The following is a 25,908-nucleotide window of genomic DNA, read 5'->3' on the forward strand; positions in this document are numbered from 1 at the left end:
CAACCACTTGCCATGGTGCAGGGCGAATCGGTCTTCAGGCAAGCCTGCCGCTGTGCCAATCCCCTGACATTTCAGGCAGCCAGAACGGGCTTGTCCAGTGCATGGGCTATCAGGCCTTGGTAAACGGGAAGATAACGCGCCGCGTTGGCCGCCCAGTCATGGGCCTGCTCGACAAAGGCGCGGGCGACCTGGCGCTGCTGCCCCCATTCGCTGCGCCGTGCGAACAACGCCACCATGGCCGCCGCCAGTGCGGCGGGATCATCGGGTGCAAACAGCGTGCCGGTCTGGCCATCGCGAATCAGTTCACGGTGGCCGCCCACGTCGCTCGCGGCCACGAGCTTGCCCTGGGCCATAGCCTCCAGCGGCTTGAGCGGGGTGACCAAGTCGGTCAGGCGCATGGCCTTGCGCGGATAGCACACCACATCGGCCAGCGCGTAATAGCGGTCCACCTCGTGATGCGGCACGCGGCCGACAAAGCGAATGGCATGCGCGGCCGGGCTGGCCGCCGCCTGGGCGCGCAGCGCCTCGGCCGCCGGCCCGCCACCCACCAGCAGTAGCCGGGCACCGGGCACTTGCGCCACGATCGCCGGCATGGCCGCGATCATGTCGTCCAGCCCCTCATAGGGATAGAAGCTGCCGAGGAAGCCGATCACCGGCCCCTCGCCCAGCCCAAGCTGGTCAGCCAGTGCCGGATCGGGCGCGGGCGGCGTGCCGAACAGGGCCAGGTCCACGCCGTTGGGCATGATCGTGATCTTGCCCGGTGCCACGCCGCGCGCCACCAGATCGTCCTTCAATCCCCGGCAGATCGTCACCACCGCGTCGGCCCCGGCCACGACGCGGTTCTCCAGTTGCCGTGTTAGCCAATAGCGGGGCGATCCTTCGCGGCCCGTGCCGTTGCCCACCGCCGCGTCTTCCCAGAAAGCCCGGATTTCATAGACCACCGGCAGCCCCAGGCGCTTGCCCGCACGCACCGCCGCCAGCCCGCACAGGGCCGGACTGTGGGCGTGCAGCACATCGGGCCGCCATTCGCGCGCCACGGCCACGATCCGATCGGCCAGCAGCCCCGCCTCGCGCCACTCGCGCAAGCCCGGCGGGCCGCCAGCCTCTCCGGCGGTGCGATGGAACAGCAGGCCGTCATGGCTTTCGGGATCGTTCCCCTCGGCCGGCGCGGCATGGCGCAGCCCCGTCACCCCGCGCACCTCAAGCCCATGCCCTTCCTGCGCCTTGAGGATCGCGCGCGTGCGAAAGGTATAGCCGCTGTGCAGCGGCAACGAGTGATCGAGAACGTGGAGAATCCGGGCCATGCCCCAACGCTTGGCACAACAAGCCTTAACGGCCAGCAAATTCTTCGCTTAACGCGCCGTCAACCGTGTCGCACTATGCCCGTGCGAAAGGCATTCGGGCGACGCAAGACGATGATCGACAAGATAACCATCTTCGTGCCCCATATCCTGATGGCACTGATGATCTGGAAACTGGTGCATCGTGCCGATCTCGACGATGACCCCGCCCTGCCCAACCGCCGCCAGCCGCTGATGGGCCGGCGCCCGCCTGCCGCGTCGTCCCCGCGCGACGACAGCCAGGGTGCGGCCGGCGATGCTTGACCTGTTTTTCACCGCGTTCTGCCTGGCCTTCCTGGGCGCAGGGCTCAAGCGGCCGTTCCTGTTCGTGATGGCCTATGCCTATATCGATATCGTGGCGCCGCAGAAGGTGAGCTGGGGCTTCCTCACGCATATCCCGATCTCGCTGATCGCGTTCTCGTGCGCCTTGCTCGGCTGGATCGTGGCGGAAGACAAGAACGGCATCCGCATTTCCCCGCGCCAGTTCGTGCTGCTGCTGCTGCTGGTCTATTGCGGCCTCACCACGCGCACCGCCGATTTCCCGGTGGAAGCGGCGGCGAAATGGTCGTGGGTGTGGAAAGCGCTGGTCTTTGCCCTGTTCCTGCCGCTCACCCTGCGCACGCGGCTGCGGATCGAGGCGCTGACGCTGACCATGGTGCTCTCGGTCGGGGTGATCGTGATCGGCGGCGGCATCAAGACGCTGGGCTCGGGCGGCGGCTATGGCGAATTGCGCCTGCTGGTCAACGACAATACCGGGCTCTACGAAGGCTCGATCATTTCCACCGTGGCCATGGGGATCATCCCGCTTGCGCTGTGGCTCGCCAACCATGGCACGATCTTCAAGCCGGACTGGAAGGCCAAGCTCTTTGCCGCCGGCATCTGCTTTTCCTGCCTGCTCATGCCGGTGGGAACCCAGGCGCGCACCGGGTTGATCTGCGCGGTGGTGCTGGCGGTGATGATGCTGCGCTCCACCCGGCGGCGCATGCTCTATATCAGTATCGTCTGCGCCGGTGCGCTGGTCGCCGTGCCGCTGCTGCCCTCCAGCTTTACCGAGCGCATGGGCACGATCAAGAACCACCAGGCCGACCAGTCCGCCTCCACCCGCGTGGCGGTGTGGAAATGGACCATCGAATTTGCCAAGACTCACCCGTTTGGCGGCGGCTTCGACGCGTTCCGCCAGAACAGCGTGAGCTATGACACGGTCAAGGCCGACTATGCCGGTGACAACAACGCCGCGATCGAGACCGACCATATCGAGGAAAAAGGCCGCGCCTATCACTCCGCCTATTTCGAGATGCTGGGCGAGCAGGGCTATCCCGGCCTCGGGCTATGGCTGCTGCTGCATCTGATGGGCGTGTTCCAGATGGAGCTGATCCGGCGGCGTTATCGCAAGAACCCGCCCGAAGGCTTTGCCTGGGTTTCGCCATTGGCCGATGCGCTGCAACAGGCGCAGATATGCTATCTCGTCGGCTCCACTTTCGTGGGCATCGCGTTCCAGCCGTTCTGCTACATGCTGGTGGGGCTGCAATGCGGGCTTTCGGCCTATATCGGCCGGGTGCGGCGCGCCGCCCCCAAGCCCTTCGTCTCCCGTCGCGCAGTGCCCGCCCCGGTCTGAACCGGGAACGGGCCCAGGCGGCCGGAAACCGCGCCGGCTTCAGCTTACCGCTGTCAGCTTGCGCCCGCGCCGCGGTTTGGCGGCGGCATCGTCGCGCGTGGCAAAGCGGGTCATCCACGCTTCGACCACCGGGGCAATACTCTTGCGCCAGCGCGAGCCATTGAAGATGCCGTAATGCCCCACTTCGGGCGCCAGGAAATACTGCTTCATCTCATCGGGCAGGCCCGGCGTCACCTTGAGCGCGGCACGGGTCTGGCCGATGCCCGAAATATCGTCACGCTCGCCCTCGATGCACAGGATTGCCGTGTCGGTGATCGCGCCCAGGTCCACCGGCTGGCCGCGGTGGATGAATTCGCCTTGGGGCAGGGCATGGCGCTGGAACACCACGTCGACGGTCTGAAGATAGAATTCGGCCGGAAGATCGCAGACCGAGCGATATTCGTCATAGAACCGCTTGGTTGAATCCGCGTTTTCTTCCGCGCCCTGGACCATGTGCTGGAACAGCTTGTAATGGCTCATCATGTGGCTGCCCAGGTTCATCGACATGAAGCTGGTGAGCTGGACGAAGCCGGGATAGACCTGCCGCCCCGCGCCCGGATAGTTTTCCGGCACGCTGGTGATCACGTTGTGCTTGAACCACACATAAGGCTTGGCCACCGCGTGGTCGTTCACCGCAGTCGGGCTTTCGCGCGTGTCGATCGGCCCGCCCATCATGGTCAGCGTCAGCGGGCGGCACGGATGGTCCTGGGCGGCCAGCACCGCCGTTGCGGCAAAGGCCGGCACCGAAGGCTGGCACACCGCCATCATGTGCGCGCCGGGGCCGACATGCTCAAGGAAGCCGATCAGGTAGTCGATGTAGTCATCGAGGTCGAAATGCCCTTCGGCCAACGGCACGTATTTGGCATCGGCCCAATCGGTGATGTAGACCACGGCGCGTTCCAGCAGGCGCTCCACCGTACCGCGCAACAGCGTGGCATAGTGCCCGCTCATCGGCGCCACCAGCAGCATGCGCGGCGCATCGGCGGGCAGGCCTTCGTGGGTAAAGCGCTTGAGATCGCCGAACGGGCGATGCACCACGGTGGTCTCGTGCACGGCGTGGCTCTGCCCGTCCACCTGGATGGTGCGGATGCCAAAGGCCGGCTTGCCCCGCGGCGCGGTGGCGTGGGCAAACACGTCGAGCGCCGAAGCCAGCGTCTGGTTCGGCCCATAAGTGGCAAAGGGGAGCCGCGGATCATTGAGCACGTCGGCCATCATCGAGGCCCAGGCGCTGCTTGCGTTCATCAGCGACCGCTGAATTTCATAAGCCTTGTACAGCACGTCGATACTTGCCTTTCTGTCCGCCGGTCACCACCCGCTCCCGCCGCCAATGGCGTGGCGCATTGCGGCAACCATGCGTTGCTTGGCCCGATTGTGCCTGCGAATCGCGCTGGCCGCAATGCAGCAAGAAGGACAGGGGCGGCGGTAATCGCTCCACAACAGATGGGAACCTGCCAAGTGGCACGCAAGGCCCCTTCCGGTGCAGCCCGCCATCGGCTAGGTCCGCGCCATGGAAGAGGTTCCCCTGGAACGGCCCGCGCCGGACACGCCCGCCCCCGCCGATGCCCCTGCCCGCGGTCCGTCGCGCGCTGATCCAGCCCGCGCTGACGCGGCGGCGGAACCGGCCGGCGTCCCGCCAGGGCCGGTTTCGCGCCGGCTCACGCCGCTGCGCATGATCTGGCGGGAGGCGATCAAGTATCCCGGTCAGGTTGCCGCCGCGCTGCTCGCGCTGGTGACCACGTCCACTGCCACCATCGCCATCCCCGCCCGCTTCAAGGGCATTGTCGACCAGGCCTTTGGCCCCCACGCCCAGCCCGGCGTGATCGACCAGGCCTTCCACGTGCTGCTGCTGATCGTCGTCGTGCTCGGCTTTGCCACGGCGATCCGCTTCTATTACGTGTCGTGGCTGGGCGAACGCGTGGTGGCCGATATCCGCGCCAGGGTGCAGTCCAACCTGCTGCGCCTGCCGCCGGCGTTCTTCGAAAGCAACAGCCCCAAGGAAATCTCCTCGCGCATGACGTCGGACACGGCGATCATCGAGCAGGTGGTGGGCACCACGGTCTCGATCGCCCTGCGCAACACCATCACCGCGCTGGGCGGGCTGATCTACCTGTTCTTCCTCGCCCCCCGTCTCACCGCCGGGCTGGTCATCGGCATTCCGGTCGTGATCTTCCCGATCGCCTGGTTCGGCAGCCGGCTGCGCAAGGTCTCGCGATCGAGCCAGGACCGCGTGGCCGATATCGGTGCGATGACCGCCGAAGTGCTCGGCGCGATCCGCATCGTCCAGGCGTTTGGCCAGGAAGGGCGTGAGCGCGCCCGCTTTGCCGCCGCGGTGGAGCGCACGTTCGACACCGCCCGCCGGCGCATCATGATCCGTGCGGTGATGACCGCCGTGGTCATCTTCCTGGTCATGGGCGGGATCACCGCGCTGATGTGGCAAGGCGCCATGGGCGTGGCCAATGGCTCGCTCACCGGCGGCACGATTGCCGCCTTCGTGCTGACCGGCGGGATCGTCGCCGGATCGTGCGGGGCGCTGACCGAAGTCTATGGCGATCTGCTGCGCGGCGCGGGCGCGGCCGGGCGCCTCAACGAACTGCTGCTCGAACAGCCCGATATCGCGCCGCCAGCCCGCCCGATTGCCCTGCCCAGCCCGCCGCGTGGCGCGCTCGCTTTCCAGAACGTGGCGTTCCGCTATCCCAGCCGCCCCGAGATTTCGGCACTCACCGATTTCTCGCTGACCGTGGAGCCGGGCGAGACCGTCGCCATTGTCGGCCCTTCGGGCGCCGGCAAATCCACCTTGTTCCTGCTGGCACAGCGCTTCTACGATCCGCAGGGCGGCGTGATCCGTATCGACGGGGTGCCCCTGCCCCAGGCCGATCCGGCCGAGATCCGTGCGCGCATGGCGCTGGTGCCGCAAGAGCCCGTGCTGTTTGCCGCCAACGCCCGCGACAACTTGCGCTATGGTGCATGGGACGCCAGCGACGAGGCGATCTGGGCCGCCGCCCGCGCTGCCAATGCCGAGGATTTCCTGCGTGCCCTGCCCGAAGGGCTCGACACCTTCCTGGGCGAAGGCGGCGCACGCCTTTCGGGCGGCCAGCGCCAACGCATGGCGATTGCCCGCGCGGTGCTGCGCGATGCGCCGATCCTGCTGCTCGATGAGGCAACCAGCGCGCTCGACGCGGAAAGCGAACGCCTGGTGCAGGATGCGCTCGATCACCTGATGCAGGGCCGTACCACGCTGGTCATCGCCCATCGCCTCGCCACCGTGCGCGCGGCAGACCGCATCGTGGTGATGGATGGCGGGCGCATCGTCGAACAAGGCACCCATGCCAGCCTGATCGCCGCCGATGGCCTCTATGCCCGCCTGGCCCGCATGCAGTTCGACGGAGCCTGAGCGTCTGTTTGGAATCCGGCGTCGCCGGATTTGCGGCACCGGCCTGGTCCCCCCACCCGGCCTCGCAACCATAGTACCTTGTGGGAGGCCGGGTGGGGGAGCGGGCCGGTGCCGCGGTTCAAAACCCCAAGGTTACCAATTTGCCATGCGGCCATTGCATCGTAGCGCTTGAAAGCCGTGCTGCACTGCGGCAAGTCGGTGGCCCATGGACAGCCACACCCTTACCGCCGTCATTCTCGGCATCGTCGAAGGCCTCACCGAGTTCCTTCCCGTCTCCTCCACCGGGCACCTGATCCTGGCCACCGAGCTCCTGGGCTTCAATGCCAAGGAATGGGAAGTGTTCAACGTGGTGATCCAGCTGCCGGCGATCCTGGCCGTGGTCGTGCTCTATTGGCGCACGTTCGTGGACGTGGCCAAGGGCGCGCTGCGGGGTGAACGCGATTCGCTGCACTTCGTGCGCAACGTGCTGGTGGCGTTCATCCCCTCGGCCATCCTGGGCGTGCTGCTCAAGAAGAAGATCGACGCGCTGATGGAAACCCCCGCCGTGGTGGCCGCCGCGCTGGTGGTGGGCGGCATCCTGATCCTGGTGATCGAGCGCCTGGCCCGCCAGGGAGAGTACGAGCCCGTCAGCAAGCTGCCCCTGCCCAAGGCGCTCGCCGTGGGGGTGATGCAGTGCTTGGCGATGGTGCCGGGCATGTCGCGTTCGGCCTCCACCATCATGGGCGCGCTGACCATGGGCATCAACCGCAAGACCGCCGCCGAATTCAGCTTCTTCCTGGCCGTGCCCACGATGTTCGGCGCCACGGCCAAGCAATTGTGGGACAATCGCCACGAACTGGCCAGCGGTGCAGCCACCGTAGGCTGGGCCGATATCGCCGTTGGCGGCGTGGTGTCGTTCCTCGTCTCGCTCGTGGTGATCAAGTTCTTCGTCACCTACATCGGCCGCCACGGCTTTGCGCCGTTTGCCTGGTACCGCATCGTGGTCGGGGCAGGCGCGCTGGTGTGGCTGCTGGGCGCCTGAACCGCAGCATTCCAGCCCAACAAAAGGCCGTAAGAAAAGGCCCTGCCCACCCCGTGTCACCAGGGTGGGCAGGGCCTTTGTGCAAGGGCAGGTCGCAACGATCCGTCGCATATGCGGAACAATCCCCCGGCTGGAGAATTATCCCCGGCAGACAGCCACCTCGTGGCATCCAATCAAGGGGTTTACCGTCATGGGCCTTATTGTTCTTCTGATCGTTGGCGGCATTCTGGGCTGGCTGGCCAGCATCGTCATGCGCACCGATGCCCAACAGGGCATCTTCCTCAACATCGTGGTCGGCATCGTCGGCGCGCTGCTGGGCGGCTTCCTGCTCGGCCCGCTGCTGGGCGGCGGCAGCATCACGAACGGCATCTCGGCCGGCAGCCTGATTGTTTCATTCCTTGGCGCGCTGATCCTGCTCGCCATCGTCAATCTGGTTCGTCGCGGTTCGGTGCGCTGAGCGCCCGATCCCACGCCTGACCGCATACCTAAACAGGGAGAGCCAGTTATGAAGTTCACCGCCAAGCATGCACTGCTGCTGCCGATTGCCGCTTTGGGCCTGGGCCTTGCCGCCTGCCAGAGCAAGCAGGAAGACGCAGCCGACAAGACCGCCGACGCCATTGCCGAATCGTCTGACGCCGCTGCCGACGCCATCGATTCGCAGGCTGCCGATGCGTCGGGTGCTGCAGCCGACAAGCTGAACAGCAAGGCCGATGCCGTCCGCGCCGAAGGCAAGGACGAATCGACGGCGATCAAGGAAAAGGCGGAGAAGAAGGCCGACCAAGCCAACTGAGCTTCCTTTCAAGGATCGGTTAGCGGGGCGCAGGGCTTAGGTCTTTGCGCCCCGTTTCCTTTCGCCAAGGGTTGACTTTCCCGGCTGCCTCCCGCATGGGCGGCCACCTGTCAGGGCGGCGCGCGCCGCCCCGTTTTGTTTGAGCAGCGGCGCGCAGACGCCTAGAAGGAATTCAGGACAAGCCCATGGCAAAGCCAACTACCGTCAAGATCCGTCTGGTTTCGACCGCAGACACCGGCTTCTTCTATGTCACCAAGAAGAATCCGCGCAACACCACCGAAAAGATGTCGTTCCGCAAGTACGACCCGGTGGTGCGCAAGCACGTGGAATTCAAGGAAGCCAAGATCAAGTAATCTGATCGGCTTGCTTGCCAACGCGTAAAGGCCGGGGCTTGCCCCGGCCTTTCGTGTTTCTGCGGCACGTCCGGCGATGTTGCGATTCGGAACCGAAAGGTTCACGGGCAGTTCAAAGCGCCTGTCCCAAGGAGTGGCAATGAACAGCTTGACCAAGATCCTGAGCGCCGCCGGCCTCGTTGCCGCGCTTTCCGTTTCTCCGGCCTTTGCGCCGGCTCTGGCAGCCCCTGCGCCGGCCGCAGCCCCCTCCAGCGACGTGGAACGTGCCGTGGCGGCGCTGCGCGCGATTTCTTCGCTGCGCGCCGATTTCGTGCAGACCGATCGCAACGGCCAGCGGCTCACCGGCACGCTTACCCTGCAACGGCCGGGCAAGATCCGCTTTCAATACCAGCCCGGCGTCCCGCTGCTGATCGTGTCCGATGGCGCGGCCCTGACCGTGATCGATTATGAAGTGCGCCAGGTGTCGCGCTGGCCGATTCGCAACAGCCCGCTCGGCGCACTGCTCAATCCCGACAAGGACGTGGCCCGCTATGCCCGGCTGCTTCCCACCACCAACCCTGACGTGATCAGCCTGGAAATCAAGGATCCGCGCCATCCCGAATATGGCACGCTCACCCTGATCATGGTCCGCAAGCCCGGCGCGCCCGGCGGCCTGCAACTCGATAGCTGGGTCGCGCTCGATTCGCAGAACCAGCGCACCACGATTCGCCTGTCCAACCAGCAGTACGGCGTGCCGGTCCCGGCCAACATGTTCCGCTACAACGACCCGCGTCCGCAAGTGCGGCACTAATCGCAGCGGGCGAACGGTTCATCTTCCTTACCAGCGGTTGTGCGACACTTTGCGAAGAACCAGAGGCGCCCGTTCATCCACCAGCAAGCGGCCCAGCCCTAGAGAGGTTTCAGACGAGACGGACAAGACGGGTTTCCCCCCTGTTGCCCAGTCTGACTTCATCCTCTCGTCGACCGCGTGACGAACGCACATGGAACCCTCGGACCATTGCCCCCGGTCCGAGGGTTTTCCGTTTTTGTGATGTTGCGGGGATGGCCGGTAGGCTGCGAACGGCACCCGTCTGCGCTTCCGGTGCTCACGACCTTTAAAGGTCGCTGCGCGCCGGTTCTTGCCGGGCACCATTCTCGCTCCACCGGCCATCCCCGCAACACCACAAAAACCACGACTGCGATGTTGCCCACTCGGACGTTACTCGTGATCCGCCTTGCCGGCCATGGCGGGGGCTCGTAAAGCGCATTCCATGGTTTCTATCGCCACCTGGAATATCAATTCCGTTCGCCTGCGCGCCGATCAGGTCGTGCGTTTTCTGCAAGAACAGCAGCCCGATGTGCTGTGCCTGCAAGAGATCAAGGTGGCCGAGCATCTCTTCCCGCATGATGTCTTCGAAGCCTTGGGCTATACCCACCGCGCGATCCATGGGCAGAAGGGCTATCACGGCGTCGCCACGGTCAGCCGGTTGCCGTTCCGCGAGTTCAGCCGCTACGACTGGCAGGACAATGGCGAAGCGCGCCATGTCGGCGTCGAACTGCTCGGCGCCACTGGCCAGGGGTTGATCCTGGAAAATGTTTACATTCCCGCCGGGGGTGACATCGCCGATCGCACGCTCAATCCCAAGTTCGGGCAAAAGCTCGATTTCCTGGAACGGATGACGCGCTGGGCGGACAAGATCGACCGTCCCACCCTGATCGTGGGCGATTTCAACATCGCCCCGCTGCCCGAGGACGTCTACGACCACAAGGCCCTGCTCAAGGTGGTCAGCCACACGCCGGTGGAGGTCGAAACGCTCCAGCGCTTTGCCGATGCGCACGGCTGGGTCGACCTGGGGCGCAAGCACCTGCCCGCGCCGGAACGCAACTTTTCCTGGTGGTCCTATCGCTCCTATTGGCGCCAAAAGGACCAGGGCCGCCGGCTCGACCATATGTGGGCCTCGCCCGAGCTGGCGCCGCAATCGATGGGCCATCGCTTCGTCGAGGAAACGCGCCGCTGGGACCAGCCGTCGGACCACGTGCCCCTGATCACCGAGTTTGCCCTTTGACCACGCCGGCCGCCGCCACGCGCCGCGTGGCGCGCGCGCTTGACGCGCTGCGCCATGGCTGGGCGATCCGTGTCACCGACGCGGCCGGCGCGTTCGATCTGCTGCCGGCGGAAACGGGCTTTGCCCAGCCGGGCCTCTATGCCGCGCAGATGCTGATTTCAGCCGCGCGCGCCGCCACGCTCAAGCTGACCAACCAGCGCGACGCCGCCCTGCCGCACGCGCCGGTGCTGATTCACGCGGCTGAACCGTTCACACTGGCGATGGCGCGCGATCTGGCCGATCCCGCGCACGATCTGGGCAGCCCCTTGCGCGGGCCGTTCCGGGCCACCCCCATCCCGGCGCCAGAGGCGGCCGGGGCCGCAATGGAGCTGGCGCGGCTGGCCGGCATCCTGCCGGCTTTCCTGGTGGCGAGCGGGGTGGATATTGCCGAAACCGTGGCGGTCGAAGACATGGCCGCATTCACCGACCCGCTCAACCTGACGATCCAGGCCCGCGCCCGCTTGCCCGTTGACGCTTGCGAGGAAGCCGAAATCATCGCCTTTCGCGCCCGTGACGATTTGCGCGAGCATGTTGCGCTGATCGTGGGGCAGCAGGACAATGCCGTTCCCCCCCTGGTGCGGCTGCACAGCGAATGCCTGACCGGCGATATCCTGGGCAGCCTGAAATGCGATTGCGGGCCACAGCTGCAAGCCGCCCTCGCCCGGATGGCCGCGCAAGCCAGCCACGGCGGGTGGGGCGTGCTGCTCTACCTGCGACAGGAAGGGCGCGGCATCGGCCTGATCAACAAGTTGCGCGCTTATCAACTGCAAGACCAGGGCTTTGACACTGTCGATGCCAACGAACGGCTGGGGCTGCCATCCGAAGCGCGCGACTTTCCCGTGGCCGCACGCATGCTCGACCTGATCGGCGCGCGCCGAATTCGCCTGATGACCAACAATCCGGCCAAGGTTGCCGCGCTCGAAGCGCTGGGCGTGACCGTGCTGGAACGGGTGGCGCATCAGTTGCCCGCCAACCCGCACAACGCCCGCTATCTCGATACCAAGCGCGATCGCACGGGACATTTGCTGAAGTAGTTTCGGCAACGTCGCGACAGGCTTCGCCCCCTCCTCTGACGAGGAGGGGGCGGGGGTGGTGCGGGCCTGAAACCAGCGTCAAAACGCCCGGAACATCACCAGCCCCACGCACAGCACCAACACGGCAGTGCCAGCCACGCCCTTGGCAAGATCGACCCAGGTAAAGCGGTCGAGATGGTCGGCGCGGAAGCGGGCATAGCCGCGCCCGATCGTGTCGTTGCTGGCAATCATGCCCACGTCGAGCGCATTGGCCTCGCGCTTGAAGTAATGCACGAGCATGCCGTGCTCCTCGGGCGTGACATCGGGATAGGCCGCCAGCAGCGCTTCGACATGGGCACGGCGGGCAAGCGCCGAAGCGCTCTGGGTCTGAATCGTCATGGTCTTGGTATCCTGGCAAAAACGGGTTCGGCCCGCGCCACAGGCGGCGCAGGCAATTCACGGTTTTGTCAGGCGTGCGGAGGGGCGCGGGGGGTTCCCGGTGCCCGCAGCGGCAGGGCGGCCAGCGGCGGCCCGGTCGAACGGGGCAGAATATGTGGAGCCCGCGCCAGCGCCAAAGGGGCCAACACCACGAGCACCAGCGCCACGGCCGGCACCAGCGGCATCGGCGGCAACGCCTCGAGCCGTGCCACTGCCACTTGCGGCCGCGCCGGGGCCACGGCCATTTCCACGGTATCGACCGAGAATGCCGATCCGCTGCGCATGCCGACCGGTGCCGCCCCCGGCGCCAGCGCCGAAAGAGCAACGGTCAGGACCAGCAGCACCGCCCAAAGACGGCCAGCCAGACGCAAAGGCAAACGGCTCAACACGCCAGCAAGGTAGGGGCCCAGGCGCGCAAGGGCAAGCTCAGCGCCGCTCGAACCGGGCAATGCCCGGTCCCAGCGCGTTCTGCCCCAGGTTGATCCGGTCACCCGACCAGTCGGCCACGAACACTGTCGGGCGATTGAGGCCGGGCACCAGCCGCGCGGTGTTGCCGGTAATCGTCAGGCCATCGGCGCTGTGCTCATGCCCTTCGGCCGCGTTGGCGATGAACGTGCTGTAGTTTTCCTTGTCGCGCCCCTGGACGAACCAGTTGCCCGAAATCAGGCCAGTGGCGCCGATCGACAGGTCGATCATGTAGTTGGTGGTGTGGCCACGGCTGTCGTCAAAGCTCGAATCGGTCACTTCGATGCGGCCGGCGTGGCTTTTAACATAGTGGCCGCCGGTGCCCTGTTCAAAGCGGCTGCGGCGAATCACGACGCTCGCCTCGTCCCCGAAATAAAGCGAGTGCGCGCAGGACAGGCCCCGGTCGCAGCGCCCCAGCCGCGTGAAGGTCGATTGCTCGATCACCACGTGCCCGGCCGGAAAGTTGGCGGAAAGGATGCCCTGCTCGCTGTCGCGGAACCAGGCATCGCGCACGGTCAGGTCGCCCCGCTCCAGCCGGATGCCGGCGCCGTTGGCATCGAACGCGCGCATGTTCTGGAATATCAGCCCTTCCACGCGCATCGATTGGCCGCGCATGACCAAGGCCGCCTTTTCCTCGCAGACCTTGCCATCAAAGATCGATTGCCCGGGAATGGCCGCGATATAGGCCACGTTGCCATGGGGTTGCACGCCGCAGTCATGCCAGGTTCCCGGCGCCACGCGGATGGTCCCATCCCCTTCGCCCAGCGAATTGATCGCATCCTGCAGCCGATCGAAGCCTTGGCCCGTCTGCACCACGGTGAACGGCGCGCTGGCCGCCCGCACTGGCGCGTTCTGCGCCAGCAATGCACCGGCAGGGATCGCCGTCAGCACGGCCATGGACAGGAGCATCAGGCGCGCCCGCAAGGTGCGGTGCCGGCTCAGGCGGGTTTCGATCTCGGTCAACATGGTTTGTTCGCTCGGCTCCCCACCTGTTGCAGGCAGCCTAACGAAAAATGGTTGACCGAGCCTTTAGGTTCCAGGGGCGCAAAGCTATGCGCCGCGCCGGCGGTCAGACATGCGCGCGGATCACCGCCAGGAAGCGATCGCCATAGGCATCCCGCTTGCGCGTGCCGACGCCGCCGATCGCGGCCATTTCTGCAAGGCTGGTGGGCTTGGCCGCTGCCATTTCGCGCAGCACGGCATCGTGAAACACCACATAGGGCGGCACATTGGCTTCCTGCGCAATCTCGCGGCGCAGCGCGCGCAGCGCATCGAACAGCGGATCGCCCACGGGATTGAGCGCGGCGCCACTGCCCGCCTTGGCACGCCGACGCCCACCGCGTTCGCGCACCGGCGGCAGGACCACGTCCACCCGCGCCTCGCCCTTGAGAATTGCGCGGGCATCGCCACCCAGCGCCAGGCCGCCATGCTCCGTCGGCACCAGACTGCCCCGGGCCTGGAGCGCGCGCGCCACCGCCTTGAGCAGCGGGGCCTGGTCTGCCGGCACGATTCCGAACACCGAAAGTCCATCGTGGCCACGCGCGGTCACACGTTCGTCCGCCACGCCGGTCAGCACTTTTTCAAGGTGGCCCAGGCCATAGCTTTGGCCCGTGCGATAGACCGCCGAGAGCAGCTTCTGCGCCAGTTCGGTCGCGTCGGTCAGGCCCGGCGGCTCCAGGCAATTGTCGCAGTTGCCGCAAGTGGCAGGCGGGTCCTCGCCAAAGTGGCGCAGCAGCACGGCACGGCGGCAGGTGGCCGTCTCGACCAGCCCGGCCAGGGCATCAAGCCGCTTTCGCTCGCCCTGCTGTCGGCTCTGGTCCACTTCGGAGAGCCGCTGGCGCGCGCGGGCAAAATCGTCCGCACCCCACAGCAACAGCGCCACCGAGGGATCGCCATCGCGCCCGGCGCGGCCGGTTTCCTGGTAATAGCCTTCGATCGACTTGGGCAGGCCGGCATGCGCGACAAAGCGCACGTCGGGCTTGTCGATGCCCATGCCGAACGCCACCGTGGCCACGATCACCATGTCTTCGCTGGTGACGAAGGCTTCCTGGTTGGCGGCGCGCGTTTCGGCCGGCAGGCCGGCGTGGTAGGGCAGCACCCGGCGCCCGGTCTCGCCCAATTGCTCCGCCAGCTTTTCCACTTGCGCGCGGGTGGGCGCATAGACCACGCCGGGCCCTGGATTTTCGGCGATGAAGCGGGTGAGCTGGCGCAGCGGATTGTCGCGCGGGGCGATGCGATACTGGATGTTGGGCCGATCGAACCCGGCCACGATCAACCCGTCGTGGGGAATGCCAAGCTGTTCGAGGATGTCTGCCCGCGTGTGCCGGTCGGCCGTGGCCGTCAGCGCCAGGCGCGGCACATGCGCAAAGGCATCCATCAGCGGGCGCAGCAGGCGATAGTCGGGGCGGAAATCGTGGCCCCATTCCGAAACGCAATGCGCCTCGTCGATGGCGAACAGGGCCAGCGGCGCACGGCTCAACAGTTCGCGGAAATGCGGCTGGCTGGCGCGTTCGGGCGCCACATAGAGCAAGTCCAGCTCGCCATTGCGGAACCGCTCGATCGTCAGTTCACGATCGGTGTCCACGCTGGTCAGCGCGGCGGCGCGGATGCCGTTGGCCGTGGCCGAGCGCAACTGGTCGTGCATCAGGGCAATCAGCGGCGAGACCACCACGCACGTGCCCGGCAGCATCACCGCCGGCAATTGATAGGTGAGCGACTTGCCCGCCCCGGTGGGCATCACCGCCAGGGTGGATCGGCCGGCCAGTACGCGGCCGACCACCTGGTCCTGCACCCCGCGAAAGCCGGAAAAGCCGAAGACTTGCGCCAGACGCTGGCGCGCGGGCTCAAGATCGGGCGAAAGGTCGGGCAAAACGGCAGTCACGCGCCCGCCTATGGCAGATCAGGTGCCGCCCCGCTACCCCAACCAGGCGGCGAGTACCGGCGGCAATCCCACCACTTTGACCGCGTGCAGCGCGATACACAGCAGCAACAGCGACAGCACCGCCCAGGCGCCCCAGGTGAACGGGCCCAACACCGTGGCCCGGGTGGGATCGGCCGGATCATACCACACGGTATAGGCGCCCGATGGCTTCCACCCGCGGTGCACCCAGCGGTGCACCAGCGCGCGCCGCTCGATCCCGTCAGAATCGCGAAAGCGGATTTCATCCTCGATATAGCGGGTATCGTCGCCATCGCGCCAGTTCCACCCGCGCGAGGTGAACATCGTCATGCCAAACGACCAGAAGTCTTCCGACTGCTGCCCTTCGGTATAATCGCTGCGCCAGACCATTGCGGGCGCTGGCTGCCAGGTGCCCAGCAGGCGCAGCGCCTGCCACACGCAGAACACGAAAAGCAGCCAGCACGCCAGCGCCGCAATGATCAGGATATCCGCCATGGCCACCCGCCCTAGCGCGAATCCGTCAAGAATTTGCTGATGCCGAGAACGCGTCAGGCCAGCTTTTTCAACAAGGGCCGCACGATCGGCGTGGTCAGCATGGTGCTCATCACCGCCATCAGCAAAAGCGCGGTGAACGCTTCGGCCGTGATGATCTTCTTGTCGAGCAGCACGTTGACGAAGATGATCATGATCAGCGCCTTGGTCTGCAGCATCCAGCCGATCACGCTGGCCTCACCCTTCTTCCAGCCCAGGATGCGGCCGGCCAGATGCACGCCGGCCAGCTTGCCCGCCACCGAGGCGACGAGCAGCAGCAATGCCGCGCCGATCACGGCGGCAAGGCCCAGGCCGCCAACCTGGCCCCACTGCGTGCGCAGGCCAGTGGACAGGAAGAACACCGGCATCACCGCCAGCAGCAGGAAATTGCGGAACGCATCGCGCCGTCCCTGTTCGAACCAGTGGGCATCGAGCACGGCCCCGGCAAGGAACGCGCCGACCATGAAATGCAGGCCCGACCAATCGGCGGCAAACCCCACGGCCGCCAGCCAGATCAAGGCGATGTGCCAACGATCGTCTTCGCGCACCCAGGCCATCAGGCGCCGCAGGCCCCAGGCGGCCAGGGCGAAGCCCACCAGGAAAAGACCCTGGCGCCCGATACGCTGCCAATCGAGCAGGATCAGCGCCAGCACGCCCCAGATCGCCACGTCATCCATGCTGGCATAGCGCAGCAGGCGCTGGCCCAGCGCGGTGCGGAAAATGTCCAGCTTTTCCATCAGCAGCACCAGGATGGGCAGCGCAGTGACGGCACAGGCCATGCCGATGCCGGCCACGCCCTGGCCCCACGTACCCTTTTCGCCCAGCCAGCCCGGCATGGTAAGCAGAACGGTCGCGGCCAGGCCGCCCAGCACCAGCGGCGTCAGCAGCGCGCATGAGGCGGTCACCAGCGTTTCGCGCGCATTGCCCCAGGCGTCGGCCAGGTCCAGTTCCACCCCGGCGATGAACACGAACAGGCTGACGGCCCACCACGCCACGCCGTTGAGCGCGCCGATCACCTGTGGATTGAACACAAAGGCATAATAGGCCGGAAAGAGCGCGCCCAGCACACCCGGCCCGAGCAGGATGCCACCCACGATCTGCACCACCACCAGCGGGGCATGGTCGTCGCGGCGCAACAGGCGCCAGGCCAGCCACGGCACGGCGAGGATAATCGTCAACGCGATCAGGAAGATTTCACTGGTGCCCATGCCCATACCCCGTCCCTGCCCCCATACTGCCCCGGCGCTGTGGCCGTGGGTCACATCTTGCTATGCATCAAGGCCGGCTCCATCTCTGCTGCTAACGTGCTTGCGCAAGAGGGCCGACCACCATGGCGTTTGATCTGCGAAACGCGCTGTTGCGCAAGGAGGAATACGAATCCGCGCGAATAGCCGCGTATGATTTTGCAACAACGGTGCATGCCCTCAAGGCCGTGGCGGCGCAATGGGGACAGCACCCCGTGCCACTGCTCGATCGCATGGTGGAGCAAGGCCTTGCCGCCGCGCTAACCATGCTGGCCGGCCGCAGTGGGCAGCCCGGCACCGCCGTGGATGCCCAGTTCCTGCGGGCGCAGGCCGATGCACGCACGCGCTGGATCGCCCGCCACGGCGACCCCGCGCCCGTGCGGCTGGTTTAACCCCCTCCGCAATATGCCTATGCCCCGCCTTAAAGCCTCGCCCGTCCTGCAAATGTTAGCCTCTGCCCGGCAACAACGGCAGGAGCGACGGCATGGACATGCACCACAGTTTTTCCCCATCGGCAGAATGGCGCGCGGCGCGCGAAAGCGAGCTGGAATTCATCGAGATGGCCCGCGCGATTCGCGACATGGCGCGCGAACTGGGCATTCCCCCCGAAGTGGCGGTGGATCGCCTGGCCGAACGCGGCCTGCATGCCGCGCTTTCGATCCTGGCCGAACAGGCCGGGCCACAGGTGGAGGCCCGCTTCCTGCGCCGCCGCACCCAAGACGCCACCAGCCCCCGCCCCATCTGACAAGCCCGGGGTCCACGCCGCCCCGGCGCCGCGAAAGGACCCCGGCATGACCCCTACCATCGAAAGCGGCAGCATTGGCCGTATCGAGAGCGACAGCATCGGCACGATCGCCGTGCCGAGCAGCGCCTATTGGGGCGCGCAGACACAGCGCTCCATCGAAAATTTCCCGTTCGGCGCCGGTGAGCGCATGCCGATCGGCATCGTTCACGCCCTTGCCCTGGTCAAGCAGGCTGCGGCCCGCGTCAACCGCGACCATGGCCTGGACACGCGCCTCGCCGATGCGATCGAAACGGCCGCGGCCGAAGTGGTGGCCGGCCGTCATGACGACCAGTTCCCGCTGGTCATCTGGCAGACCGGCAGCGGCACGCAGACCAACATGAACGTCAACGAAGTGATCGCCGGCCGGGCCAACGAACAGCTCGCCGGCGCGCGCGGCGGCAAGAGCCCGGTGCATCCCAACGATCACGTGAACCGCGGGCAATCGTCGAACGACAGCTTTCCCACCGCGCTGCACGTGGCCGCGGTGGTTGCCCTCAACCGTGACCTGCTGCCCGCGCTCGACCTGCTGGCCGGCGCGCTCGACACCGCAGCGCGCGAATGGGCGGGGATCGTCAAGATCGGCCGCACCCACCTGCAGGATGCCACCCCGCTTACGCTCGGGCAGGAATTTTCCGGCTATGTCCAGCAGTTGCGCGATGCGAACGAGCGCCTGCGCGGGGCCGAACAACACCTCTTGCGCCTGGCCCAGGGCGGCACGGCAGTGGGCACCGGCCTCAACGCGCCCGAAGGGTTTGCCCCGGCGATGGCGGCAGAGCTTGCCAGCCTCACCGGCCATGCGTTCGTCCCCGCACCCAACCGCTTCGAAGCGCTGGCCAGCAACGACGCGCTGGTGCAGTTTTCCGCAACCCTCGCCACACTGGCCGTGGCGTTGACCAAGATCGCCAACGACATCCGCCTCCTGGGCTCCGGCCCGCGTTCGGGGCTTGGCGAAATCGATCTACCCGCCAACGAGCCAGGCAGCTCGATCATGCCGGGCAAAGTCAATCCCACGCAGTGCGAGATGCTGACCATGGTGGCCGCGCAAGTGATCGGCAACCACCAGGCGGTGACTTTGGGTGGGATGCAGGGACACCTGGAACTCAACGTGTTCAAGCCGATGATCGGCGCGGCGGTGCTACGCAGCGTCCATCTGCTGGCAGTGGGCATGGAAAGCTTTGCCGAGCGGTGCGTCGAAGGGATCGAGCCCAACACCCGCCGCATCGCAGAGCTGGTCGATCGATCGCTGATGCTGGTGACCGCGCTGGCCCCGGAAATCGGCTATGACAATGCCGCGCGCATCGCCAAGCACGCCCACGCCGCAGGGCTCACCTTGCGCGAAGCCGGCCTGGCACTGGGCCTGGTGGACGAAGCAACCTTCGATCGCCTTGTCCGGCCGCAAGACATGGTGTGAGCTGATCCCATCGGGACAGCCGACAGATCAGCCGTCGAGCGCCTGCGTCGAACTGTCGCGCGGGCGAACGTAAACGCGCGCGACGATGGGAAACTGGTGCGAAACCTGGGTTTCGATCGCCAGCACGATGCGCTCCACGTCGCGCGCGGTGATGGTGTCATCGAAATCGGCGCTGATGATCACGGTGACCATGGTGGGTGCGCTGTGCACGGTCAGCACTTCGTGCACGCACACCACGCCAGGGTGGGCCGCCGCGCTACTGCGGATGGCGGCCACCATCTGCGGATCGGCCGCTTCACCGATCAACAGGCCCTTGGCCTCGTAAAGCAGGATCAGCGCGAGCGCGCCCAGCACGAGGCCGATCAGCACCGAGGCCAGCCCATCCCACAGCGGGCTGCCGGTGATGAGGCTCAAGCCCAGGCCGAGCGCAGCGAGCACGAGGCCGACCAGCGCGCCCGAATCCTCCAGCAGGATGACCAGCGTGGGGGCATCCTTGGTATCGCGGATCGCAGACCACACCGAGCCACGCCGCCCCCGGTTGAAATCGCCCAGCGCGGCCAGGATCGACCAACCTTCCAGGCCGAATGCAACGCCGAGCACGATAAACGCGATCAGCGGGCTTTCCGCCGGCTCAGGGTGCAGGATGTGCAGCACCCCTTCGTACACCGAAACCCCGGCGCCCAGGGCAAAGACCAGGATGGCGACGATGAAGCTCCAGAAATAGAGCTCGCGGCCATAACCGAACGGGTGGAGGGCATCGGCCGGCTTCACCGCGCGCGAACGGCCGTGCAGCAGCAGCAGCTGGTTGGTCGAATCGACCATGCTGTGCACGCCTTCGGTCAGCATCGCCGATGAGCCGGTTATGGCCGCTGCCATGAACTTGGCCGCGGCAATGCCGAGGTTGGCACCCAGTGCGATCAGGATGGTACGTGTCGATCCCCCGGCCATGGCGCGGTATGTTCCCCTAAATGTCATGCGTGACGGTATCGGGGGGCTAACGCGTGAGGGCCGGGAATGTCACCCGAATTGTTAAGCGGCGGGGCAGCCGCCGGGTCAGGCGGCCAGGCGTTGATAGCCTGATGCACCGCCACCGCCGCTCAGGTCGAAGCGGCCGACAAGCTGGCCCAGAGAATTGGCCTCGTTCGACAGGCTGCGCGAGGCAGCGGTGGTCTCTTCCACCAGGGCGGCGTTGGCCTGGGTGATGCGGTCCATGTCGGATACAACCGTATCGACCTGGCGGATCGCGCCGGCCTGCTCCTCGGCCGACCGGGCAATGGCCTCGATCATGTCGGACAGGCGCGAGGTGCGCTCCACGATCTGGCCCAGCGCGCCTTGCGTTTCGCCGATCATCTGCACGCCGTTGCCCACGTCGCGGTCGCTGGTGCGGATGATCGCGGTGATTTCCTTGGCAGCGTCGGACGAACGCTGCGCCAGGCTGCGCACTTCCGATGCCACCACGGCAAAGCCCTTGCCGGCGTCCCCGGCACGCGCCGCTTCCACCCCGGCGTTGAGCGCAAGCAGGTTGGTCTGGAACGCGATGCCTTCGATCAGGGCGACGATTTCCTGCATGCGATTGCTCGACTTGGCGATTTCTTCCATCGCCGCCACGGCCTGGGTCATCGTCTCGCCGCTCGCCCGCGCCTCGTGGCGGGTCTGCCGCGCGGTGTCGCTGGCGTCCTTGGCGGTCTGGGCGGTCTGCGCCACGGTGGTGGTCAGCTCGCGCACGGCGGCAGCGGATTCTTCCAGCGCGGCAGCCTGGTTTTCGGTGCGGCTCGACAGGTCGTGGCTGGCCGAGGCGATCTCGCTCGCCCCCACGCGCACACCCTGTGCCGCCTGGGTCACCTGGCCCAGCGCATCGGCCAGACTGGCCATCGATTGGTTGAAGTCGAGCCGCAGCTGTTCGTAATCGCCGGGGAATGTCTCGTTGATGCGATGGGTCAGGCGGCCGTCGCGCAGGGCAGAAAGCCCGGCACCGAGCGCTCCCACCACCTGCTGCTGCACGGCCGCACGCTCTTCGCCGGCCCGCGCCGCGCGCCGCGCGACAAAGTCCTTGATGCCCTCCAAAGCGCGGGCGATGTCGCCCACTTCATCGGCCAGGTCGTGGCCCGGCACGGTGCGATCGATCTGCCCGGCCGCCATTTCCTGCATCGCGCCCGAAAGCCTGGCCAGCGGCACGGTGACGCGGCTGTGGAAAAGGAACGCCACGCCCAAGCCGACGACGATCGCGGCCACCCCGCTCAGCGTGGCAACAAGCTTGAGCCGATCGGCCTGGGCCATGCCTTCGGCCGAATCGTCCTTGGCGAGGCCCGCGTTGCGCTCGGCCAGGGCCGTGATCCGCTTGCCCAGGTCCAGGCCCAGCGGGTTCATCCGGTCGCGAAACTGGGCATAGGCCTCTGCGTTGCGGTTCTGGAGCGACAGGGCGCGCACCGGCCGCGCTTCCTGCACCCAGGCGTGGAACACGTCCTGCAGTTCGCTCACCTTGGTCACTTCATCCCGGTCGTCGCCTTGCTGCTGGAATGCGCGGTAGTCGGCCAGCGCCTTGTCGAATTCGGCCACGCGCTTCTCGAAATCGGCGTCGAGCTTGTGCGTTTCCGTCAGGTCGTCGGACAGGATGTGCTTGGCGATGGTCAGGCGCAAATCCCCCATCATGCCGCGCAGCTGCGCCAGCGCGGTGAGCGTCGGCACCGTATCCTCGGACAGCGCGGTCAGCCTGCCGCCCAGGCTGCTGGTGGCCGTGATTGCCATCGCCGCGCCGCCGACCGCTGCCAACGCCAGCAGCAGTGTGCCCACCAGGGAAACTGTCCGGATCCGCAATCCACCAAGCACCGACATGCAAACGACCCCTGCAACCATGATCCCGCACGCCATGCGCGGCTTTGCAGGCTAGATGGCGCAGCGCTGGTTAAACCTGCGAGCGGGACGGCATAGGGATATGTCCTAGGGCCTGTGGGGATTTAGCCCATGGCGGGCTGCGAACGGCCGCTTTCCGCGCTTCCGGTGCTCACGTACATAAAAGTACGCTGCGCTCCGGGTCGCAGAAATCAGCCATTCTCGCTCCACCCTGACCTAAATCCCCACAGACCCTAGGCGGCGTGGACGGGCCTAAAGCCAGCCGATCTTGCGGAAGCGCCAATAGAGCCCGCCGCAGACCGTGGCGATCAGGCCGAGCACGAAGAAATAGCCGTAGCGCCACTTGAGTTCGGGCATGAAATCGAAGTTCATCCCATAGATTCCGGCAATTGCCGTGGGCACGGCGAGCAGGCCGGCCCACGCGGCGAGTTGCCGGGTCATTTCGCCCTGGCGATGCTGTTCTAGCAGGCTGGCGGTTTCCACGATCGCGGCCAGCGTCTCTTTCAGCCCGCGCATGCGGGCCATGGCGCGGCGCACGTGGTCGAGCACGTCGCGAAACCAGATCCGCGCCGTGGGATCCACCAGGGCGAGATGCGCCTCGGCCAGGCGCTCGCACACTTCCTCCATCGGCCCGATGATCCGTTCGAACCGGCGCAACTGGCGGCGCAGGCGAAAGATGCGGCGGATCGTCTGCTGTTCGGGAAAGACGTCGATTGCGGCTTCTTCCATGGCATGAGCCACGGCTTCCAGCCGTTCCATGATCGGCAGATAGCCATCGACGATGAAGTCGAGCACCGAATGCAGCACATAGTCGGCGCCTTCGGCCAAGCGCTCGGGATCGGCTTCCAGCGCGGCGCGCAAGTCCAGGTGGGCGCGGCTCGAACCAAAACGCACCGAGATGATGAAGTCTGCGCCCAGGAAAAACGCGGTCTGGCCATAAGTAAGCGTTTCGCCTGGCTCCAGCGTCGCGGTGCGCGCCACCACGAACAGATGCTTCTGGTACTGGTCCAGCTTGGGCATCTGCTGCGGGTTGAGCGCATCCTCGATCGCCAGGGGATGCAGGCCATAGTGCCGGGCCACCCGATCCATTTCCTCGTGCGATGGTTCACACAGCCCGATCCAGTCAAACGCCCCATCTGGCACGGGGCAAAATCCATCATCCAGATCGAGTGGGCCGGGAACACGGGCGGCCGATCGGCCCGTGGGATCCGGCACATAGCGGCGCGCGGCAATGATCGTCATGCGCGCCACTGTGGCAATGCCACGGAGAAAGCGCAATCGGGCTGGCATTTGCCCGGCTTTGCCCTACCTCGGACACTGTCATGACCAACACCCCGCGCCCACCCGATCTCGACGTGGCCATCATCGGCGCCGGCATCAGCGGCATCAGCATGGCCGCACACATCGCCCGCGATTGCCCCGGCCGCAGCTTTGCCCTGCTCGAACGGCGCAGCGCGGTGGGCGGTACCTGGGACCTGTTCCGCTATCCCGGCGTGCGATCCGACAGCGACATGCACACGCTGGGTTTCGGCTTTGCCCCCTGGCGCGGCGCCGATGCCATTGCCGATGGAGCGGCCATCCGCGATTATCTGAACGAGGTCGTTTCATTGCATGGCCTTGCCCGGCACATCCGCACCGGCACGCGGGTGACGGCCGCCGATTGGGACAGCGCGGGCGCCCGCTGGCACCTGACGCTGGTGGACGAAGCCGGCCGGGCCGATCGTCTTTCGGCCCGGTTCCTGGTGCTCGCCGCCGGCTATTACGACCATGACGCCGCGCACGATCCGGCCTTGCCGGGCGAGGCGGACTTTGCCGGCCGCATCGTCCATCCCCAGTTCTGGCCGCAGGATCTGTATGTGGCCGGCAAGCAGGTGGCAGTGATCGGATCGGGCGCAACGGCGGCCACGCTGGTGCCGGCCCTGGCCGCGCGGGGCGCGCAAGTGACCATGCTGCAACGCACACCCACCTGGTTCATTGCCAGCCCCCGGCGGGACCGGCTGGCCCACGCGCTGCATCGCATGCTGCCCGCGCGCCTGGCCGCGGCCCTGGTGCGCGCACGCAACATTCGCCTCAACGCCTGGTTCTACAACCGCGCCCGCCGCGCGCCGGACAAGGTGGGCGCCTGGCTCAAGCGCCGCGCTGCCCTCGCGCTGGGCCCGGCGTGGGACGAGGCCGCCTTTGCCCCACCCTATGGCCCCTGGCAGCAGCGGCTGTGCCTGGTCCCCGATGGCGACTTGTTCGCCGCGATCCGATCGGGCCGGGCCCGCGTGGTGACCGGCACGATCGCCAAGGTTGCACCTGCCGGCCTTGCCCTCGCCGATGGCCAGCACCTCGCCGCCGACGTGATCGTCAAGGCCACCGGCCTCAAGCTGGCCGTGGCGGGCAAGATCGCGCTGAGCAAGGATGGCGCGGCGATAAACCTGGCTGAGCATTTCCATTACAAGGACTGCATGCTGTCCAACCTGCCCAACCTGGTGCAGGTGTTCGGCTATCTCAACGCCTCGTGGACCTTGCGCGCCGATCTGGTCGCCGCGTTCACCGTGCGCATCCTGGACCACATGGCGCGAACCGCCAAGCAAGTGGCCACCCCAGTGCTGCCAGCCGACCATGGCCTGACGATCGACGATACGCTGGCCTTTTCGTCAGGCTACCTGCAGCGCGGCTGGGCAATCATGCCACGCAGCAGCACCGAGCGGCGTTGGCGGCTCAACCACGACTACCTGGCCGATCGCGCGTTCCTGCGCCGCGATCGGCTGGAGGATGGCGTGCTGCGGTTTGACCGGGCGCCCGCCGCGCTTGCACCCGCGCCCGATTGCGTTATCGATACGCCCCGATGAGCGACGCTTCCCGCATATGGACTGCAGCCCTGCTGGTGATTGGTGACGAGATTCTCTCGGGCCGCACCCACGACAAGAACATCGCCCAGGTTGCCACCTGGTTGAATGTCCAGGGCATCCGCCTCAAGGAAGTGCGCGTGGTGGCCGATGACATGGCCGCCATCGTCGAGGCGGTGAACGCCCTGCGCGCGCGCAACGATTACCTGTTCACCACCGGCGGCATCGGCCCCACGCATGATGACATCACGGTCGATGCCGTGGCTGCGGCACTGGGCGTGGACGTGGTGATCCACCCGGCGGCCCGCGCGATGCTGGAGGAATATTACGGCCCGCGCGGCGGCGTGAACGAGGCTCGGCTGCGCATGGCGCGGGTGCCCGCCGGCGCCAGCCTGATCGAAAACGCGCTGTCGGGCGCGCCCGGCATTGCCGTTGCCAATATCCACCTTTTGGCCGGCGTCCCGCACATCGCCGCCGAAATGCTGGCCGCACTGACCGGCACCCTGGAAGGCGGGCTGCCGGTGCTTTCGGACACGATCGGCTGCTGGGTGGCCGAAAGCGAAGTGGCCGACCTGCTGCGCGAGACCGAAAAGGCGCACGCTGGCTGCCAGATCGGGTCCTATCCGTTTTTCCGCGAAGGCCAGGTCGGCGCCAACTTCGTGATCCGCGCCACCGACCAGGCGATCATCGATGCCTGCGCCACCGACTTGATGGCTGGCCTCGCCGCGCTGGGCCGGCAGGGTGTCGCTGGCGGGATCTGACCGAAACCGAGTGGAAATTCCCTCGACACCACGGGCACTTCCGGC

26 protein-coding genes are annotated in these 25,908 nt (G+C 66.6%); 15 read left to right on the forward strand and 11 right to left on the reverse strand.

Annotation, left to right across the window (positions count from 1 at the left end):
- Nucleotides 1-71 precede the first annotated feature (71 nt).
- On the reverse strand, nucleotides 72-1,304 hold the full coding sequence (locus tag R9J51_RS01180) for a TIGR04063 family PEP-CTERM/XrtA system glycosyltransferase (protein WP_179505628.1): 1,233 nt from the start codon (nucleotides 1,302-1,304) through the stop codon (nucleotides 72-74).
- Between the two features lie 111 nt (nucleotides 1,305-1,415).
- On the opposite strand from R9J51_RS01180, the gene R9J51_RS01185 reads away from it, so the two are divergent.
- Both R9J51_RS01185 and R9J51_RS01190 read left to right on the forward strand, forming a co-directional pair.
- Complete coding sequence (locus R9J51_RS01185; RefSeq protein ID WP_169476543.1) at nucleotides 1,416-1,604, forward strand: hypothetical protein; 189 nt, start codon at nucleotides 1,416-1,418, stop codon at nucleotides 1,602-1,604.
- On the forward strand, nucleotides 1,597-2,955 hold the full coding sequence (locus tag R9J51_RS01190) for a putative O-glycosylation ligase, exosortase A system-associated (protein ID WP_168556337.1): 1,359 nt from the start codon (nucleotides 1,597-1,599) through the stop codon (nucleotides 2,953-2,955). Before R9J51_RS01185 ends, R9J51_RS01190 begins: the two co-directional genes overlap by 8 nt.
- Before the next feature lie 39 nt (nucleotides 2,956-2,994).
- Here the strand turns inward: R9J51_RS01190 and R9J51_RS01195 are convergent, their stop codons facing one another.
- Complete coding sequence (locus R9J51_RS01195) at nucleotides 2,995-4,272, reverse strand: polyhydroxyalkanoate depolymerase (RefSeq protein WP_179505629.1); 1,278 nt, start codon at nucleotides 4,270-4,272, stop codon at nucleotides 2,995-2,997.
- 391 nt (nucleotides 4,273-4,663) lie between these two features.
- On the opposite strand from R9J51_RS01195, the gene R9J51_RS01200 reads away from it, so the two are divergent.
- From R9J51_RS01200 to ribA, 8 genes are all read left to right on the forward strand, one after another.
- Complete coding sequence (locus tag R9J51_RS01200; protein ID WP_168556554.1) at nucleotides 4,664-6,385, forward strand: ABC transporter transmembrane domain-containing protein; 1,722 nt, start codon at nucleotides 4,664-4,666, stop codon at nucleotides 6,383-6,385.
- Between the two features lie 205 nt (nucleotides 6,386-6,590).
- Entirely contained in the window at nucleotides 6,591-7,406 is an 816-nt protein-coding gene (locus R9J51_RS01205) for an undecaprenyl-diphosphate phosphatase (RefSeq protein WP_168556336.1), read from the forward strand.
- 190 nt (nucleotides 7,407-7,596) lie between these two features.
- The gene (locus tag R9J51_RS01210; RefSeq protein WP_168556335.1) at nucleotides 7,597-7,863 is read left to right on the forward strand and encodes a GlsB/YeaQ/YmgE family stress response membrane protein; all 267 of its coding nucleotides are present in this window, start codon (nucleotides 7,597-7,599) and stop codon (nucleotides 7,861-7,863) included.
- A 48-nt stretch (nucleotides 7,864-7,911) separates the two neighbouring features.
- Complete coding sequence (locus R9J51_RS01215; protein ID WP_168556334.1) at nucleotides 7,912-8,196, forward strand: hypothetical protein; 285 nt, start codon at nucleotides 7,912-7,914, stop codon at nucleotides 8,194-8,196.
- Nucleotides 8,197-8,381: 185 nt separating this feature from the next.
- Complete coding sequence (gene rpmG / locus R9J51_RS01220) at nucleotides 8,382-8,549, forward strand: 50S ribosomal protein L33 (RefSeq protein WP_054132393.1); 168 nt, start codon at nucleotides 8,382-8,384, stop codon at nucleotides 8,547-8,549.
- Nucleotides 8,550-8,688: 139 nt separating this feature from the next.
- Entirely contained in the window at nucleotides 8,689-9,339 is a 651-nt protein-coding gene (locus R9J51_RS01225; protein ID WP_179505630.1) for an outer membrane lipoprotein carrier protein LolA, read from the forward strand.
- Nucleotides 9,340-9,799: 460 nt separating this feature from the next.
- Nucleotides 9,800-10,594: an exodeoxyribonuclease III gene (locus tag R9J51_RS01230; RefSeq protein ID WP_179505631.1), complete on the forward strand. Its 795-nt coding sequence runs from the start codon at nucleotides 9,800-9,802 to the stop codon at nucleotides 10,592-10,594.
- The gene (gene ribA / locus R9J51_RS01235; protein ID WP_168556331.1) at nucleotides 10,591-11,667 is read left to right on the forward strand and encodes a GTP cyclohydrolase II; all 1,077 of its coding nucleotides are present in this window, start codon (nucleotides 10,591-10,593) and stop codon (nucleotides 11,665-11,667) included. The genes R9J51_RS01230 and ribA overlap by 4 nt, the downstream gene beginning before the upstream one ends.
- Before the next feature lie 78 nt (nucleotides 11,668-11,745).
- On the opposite strand, the gene R9J51_RS01240 is transcribed toward ribA, so the two are convergent.
- From R9J51_RS01240 to R9J51_RS01265, 6 genes are all read right to left on the reverse strand, one after another.
- On the reverse strand, nucleotides 11,746-12,045 hold the full coding sequence (locus tag R9J51_RS01240) for a hypothetical protein (RefSeq protein WP_179505632.1): 300 nt from the start codon (nucleotides 12,043-12,045) through the stop codon (nucleotides 11,746-11,748).
- 68 nt (nucleotides 12,046-12,113) lie between these two features.
- The gene (locus R9J51_RS01245; RefSeq protein ID WP_179562306.1) at nucleotides 12,114-12,470 is read right to left on the reverse strand and encodes a hypothetical protein; all 357 of its coding nucleotides are present in this window, start codon (nucleotides 12,468-12,470) and stop codon (nucleotides 12,114-12,116) included.
- Nucleotides 12,471-12,510: 40 nt separating this feature from the next.
- Nucleotides 12,511-13,515, reverse strand: coding sequence for a right-handed parallel beta-helix repeat-containing protein (locus R9J51_RS01250; RefSeq protein ID WP_432787760.1), 1,005 nt, complete (start codon nucleotides 13,513-13,515; stop codon nucleotides 12,511-12,513).
- Nucleotides 13,516-13,618: 103 nt separating this feature from the next.
- Nucleotides 13,619-15,430, reverse strand: coding sequence for a DNA helicase RecQ (gene recQ / locus R9J51_RS01255; protein WP_432787761.1), 1,812 nt, complete (start codon nucleotides 15,428-15,430; stop codon nucleotides 13,619-13,621).
- Between the two features lie 33 nt (nucleotides 15,431-15,463).
- Nucleotides 15,464-15,943 carry a DUF3592 domain-containing protein gene (locus R9J51_RS01260; RefSeq protein ID WP_168556328.1) on the reverse strand — a complete coding sequence of 160 codons (480 nt, stop codon included), beginning with the start codon at nucleotides 15,941-15,943 and terminating at the stop codon, nucleotides 15,464-15,466.
- 53 nt (nucleotides 15,944-15,996) lie between these two features.
- Entirely contained in the window at nucleotides 15,997-17,187 is a 1,191-nt protein-coding gene (locus tag R9J51_RS01265; RefSeq protein ID WP_179505634.1) for a cation:proton antiporter domain-containing protein, read from the reverse strand.
- 122 nt (nucleotides 17,188-17,309) lie between these two features.
- Here R9J51_RS01265 and R9J51_RS01270 point away from each other — a divergent pair, with 122 nt between their 5' ends.
- The 3 genes from R9J51_RS01270 to fumC all read left to right on the forward strand — a co-directional run bounded on the left by R9J51_RS01270 (nucleotide 17,310) and on the right by fumC (nucleotide 19,418).
- Nucleotides 17,310-17,615, forward strand: a complete 306-nt coding sequence (locus tag R9J51_RS01270) for a hypothetical protein (protein ID WP_184117317.1) — start codon at nucleotides 17,310-17,312, stop codon at nucleotides 17,613-17,615.
- A gap of 92 nt (nucleotides 17,616-17,707) precedes the next feature.
- A complete protein-coding gene (locus R9J51_RS01275) occupies nucleotides 17,708-17,968 on the forward strand; it encodes a hypothetical protein (protein WP_168556325.1) in 261 nt (86 codons plus the stop codon).
- Between the two features lie 46 nt (nucleotides 17,969-18,014).
- Complete coding sequence (gene fumC / locus R9J51_RS01280; protein WP_179505636.1) at nucleotides 18,015-19,418, forward strand: class II fumarate hydratase; 1,404 nt, start codon at nucleotides 18,015-18,017, stop codon at nucleotides 19,416-19,418.
- A gap of 27 nt (nucleotides 19,419-19,445) precedes the next feature.
- On the opposite strand, the gene R9J51_RS01285 is transcribed toward fumC, so the two are convergent.
- The 3 genes from R9J51_RS01285 to R9J51_RS01295 all read right to left on the reverse strand — a co-directional run bounded on the left by R9J51_RS01285 (nucleotide 19,446) and on the right by R9J51_RS01295 (nucleotide 23,510).
- The gene (locus tag R9J51_RS01285; protein WP_432787762.1) at nucleotides 19,446-20,393 is read right to left on the reverse strand and encodes a cation diffusion facilitator family transporter; all 948 of its coding nucleotides are present in this window, start codon (nucleotides 20,391-20,393) and stop codon (nucleotides 19,446-19,448) included.
- Between the two features lie 78 nt (nucleotides 20,394-20,471).
- Nucleotides 20,472-22,208: a HAMP domain-containing methyl-accepting chemotaxis protein gene (locus tag R9J51_RS01290; RefSeq protein ID WP_179505637.1), complete on the reverse strand. Its 1,737-nt coding sequence runs from the start codon at nucleotides 22,206-22,208 to the stop codon at nucleotides 20,472-20,474.
- Nucleotides 22,209-22,520: 312 nt separating this feature from the next.
- Nucleotides 22,521-23,510 (reverse strand): magnesium and cobalt transport protein CorA, encoded by a 990-nt coding sequence (locus R9J51_RS01295; protein WP_169476730.1) that lies wholly within the window; start codon nucleotides 23,508-23,510, stop codon nucleotides 22,521-22,523.
- 80 nt (nucleotides 23,511-23,590) lie between these two features.
- Between R9J51_RS01295 and R9J51_RS01300 the strand changes: the two genes are divergently transcribed.
- Together R9J51_RS01300 and R9J51_RS01305 are read left to right on the forward strand one after the other, a co-directional pair.
- Nucleotides 23,591-25,105, forward strand: a complete 1,515-nt coding sequence (locus R9J51_RS01300) for a flavin-containing monooxygenase (RefSeq protein ID WP_179505638.1) — start codon at nucleotides 23,591-23,593, stop codon at nucleotides 25,103-25,105.
- Entirely contained in the window at nucleotides 25,102-25,863 is a 762-nt protein-coding gene (locus tag R9J51_RS01305) for a molybdopterin-binding protein (RefSeq protein WP_179505639.1), read from the forward strand. Before R9J51_RS01300 ends, R9J51_RS01305 begins: the two co-directional genes overlap by 4 nt.
- Nucleotides 25,864-25,908 lie beyond the last annotated feature (45 nt).

Source organism: Novosphingobium rhizosphaerae (genome assembly GCF_050920675.1).
Classification (GTDB): Bacteria; Pseudomonadota; Alphaproteobacteria; order Sphingomonadales; family Sphingomonadaceae; genus Novosphingobium; species Novosphingobium rhizosphaerae.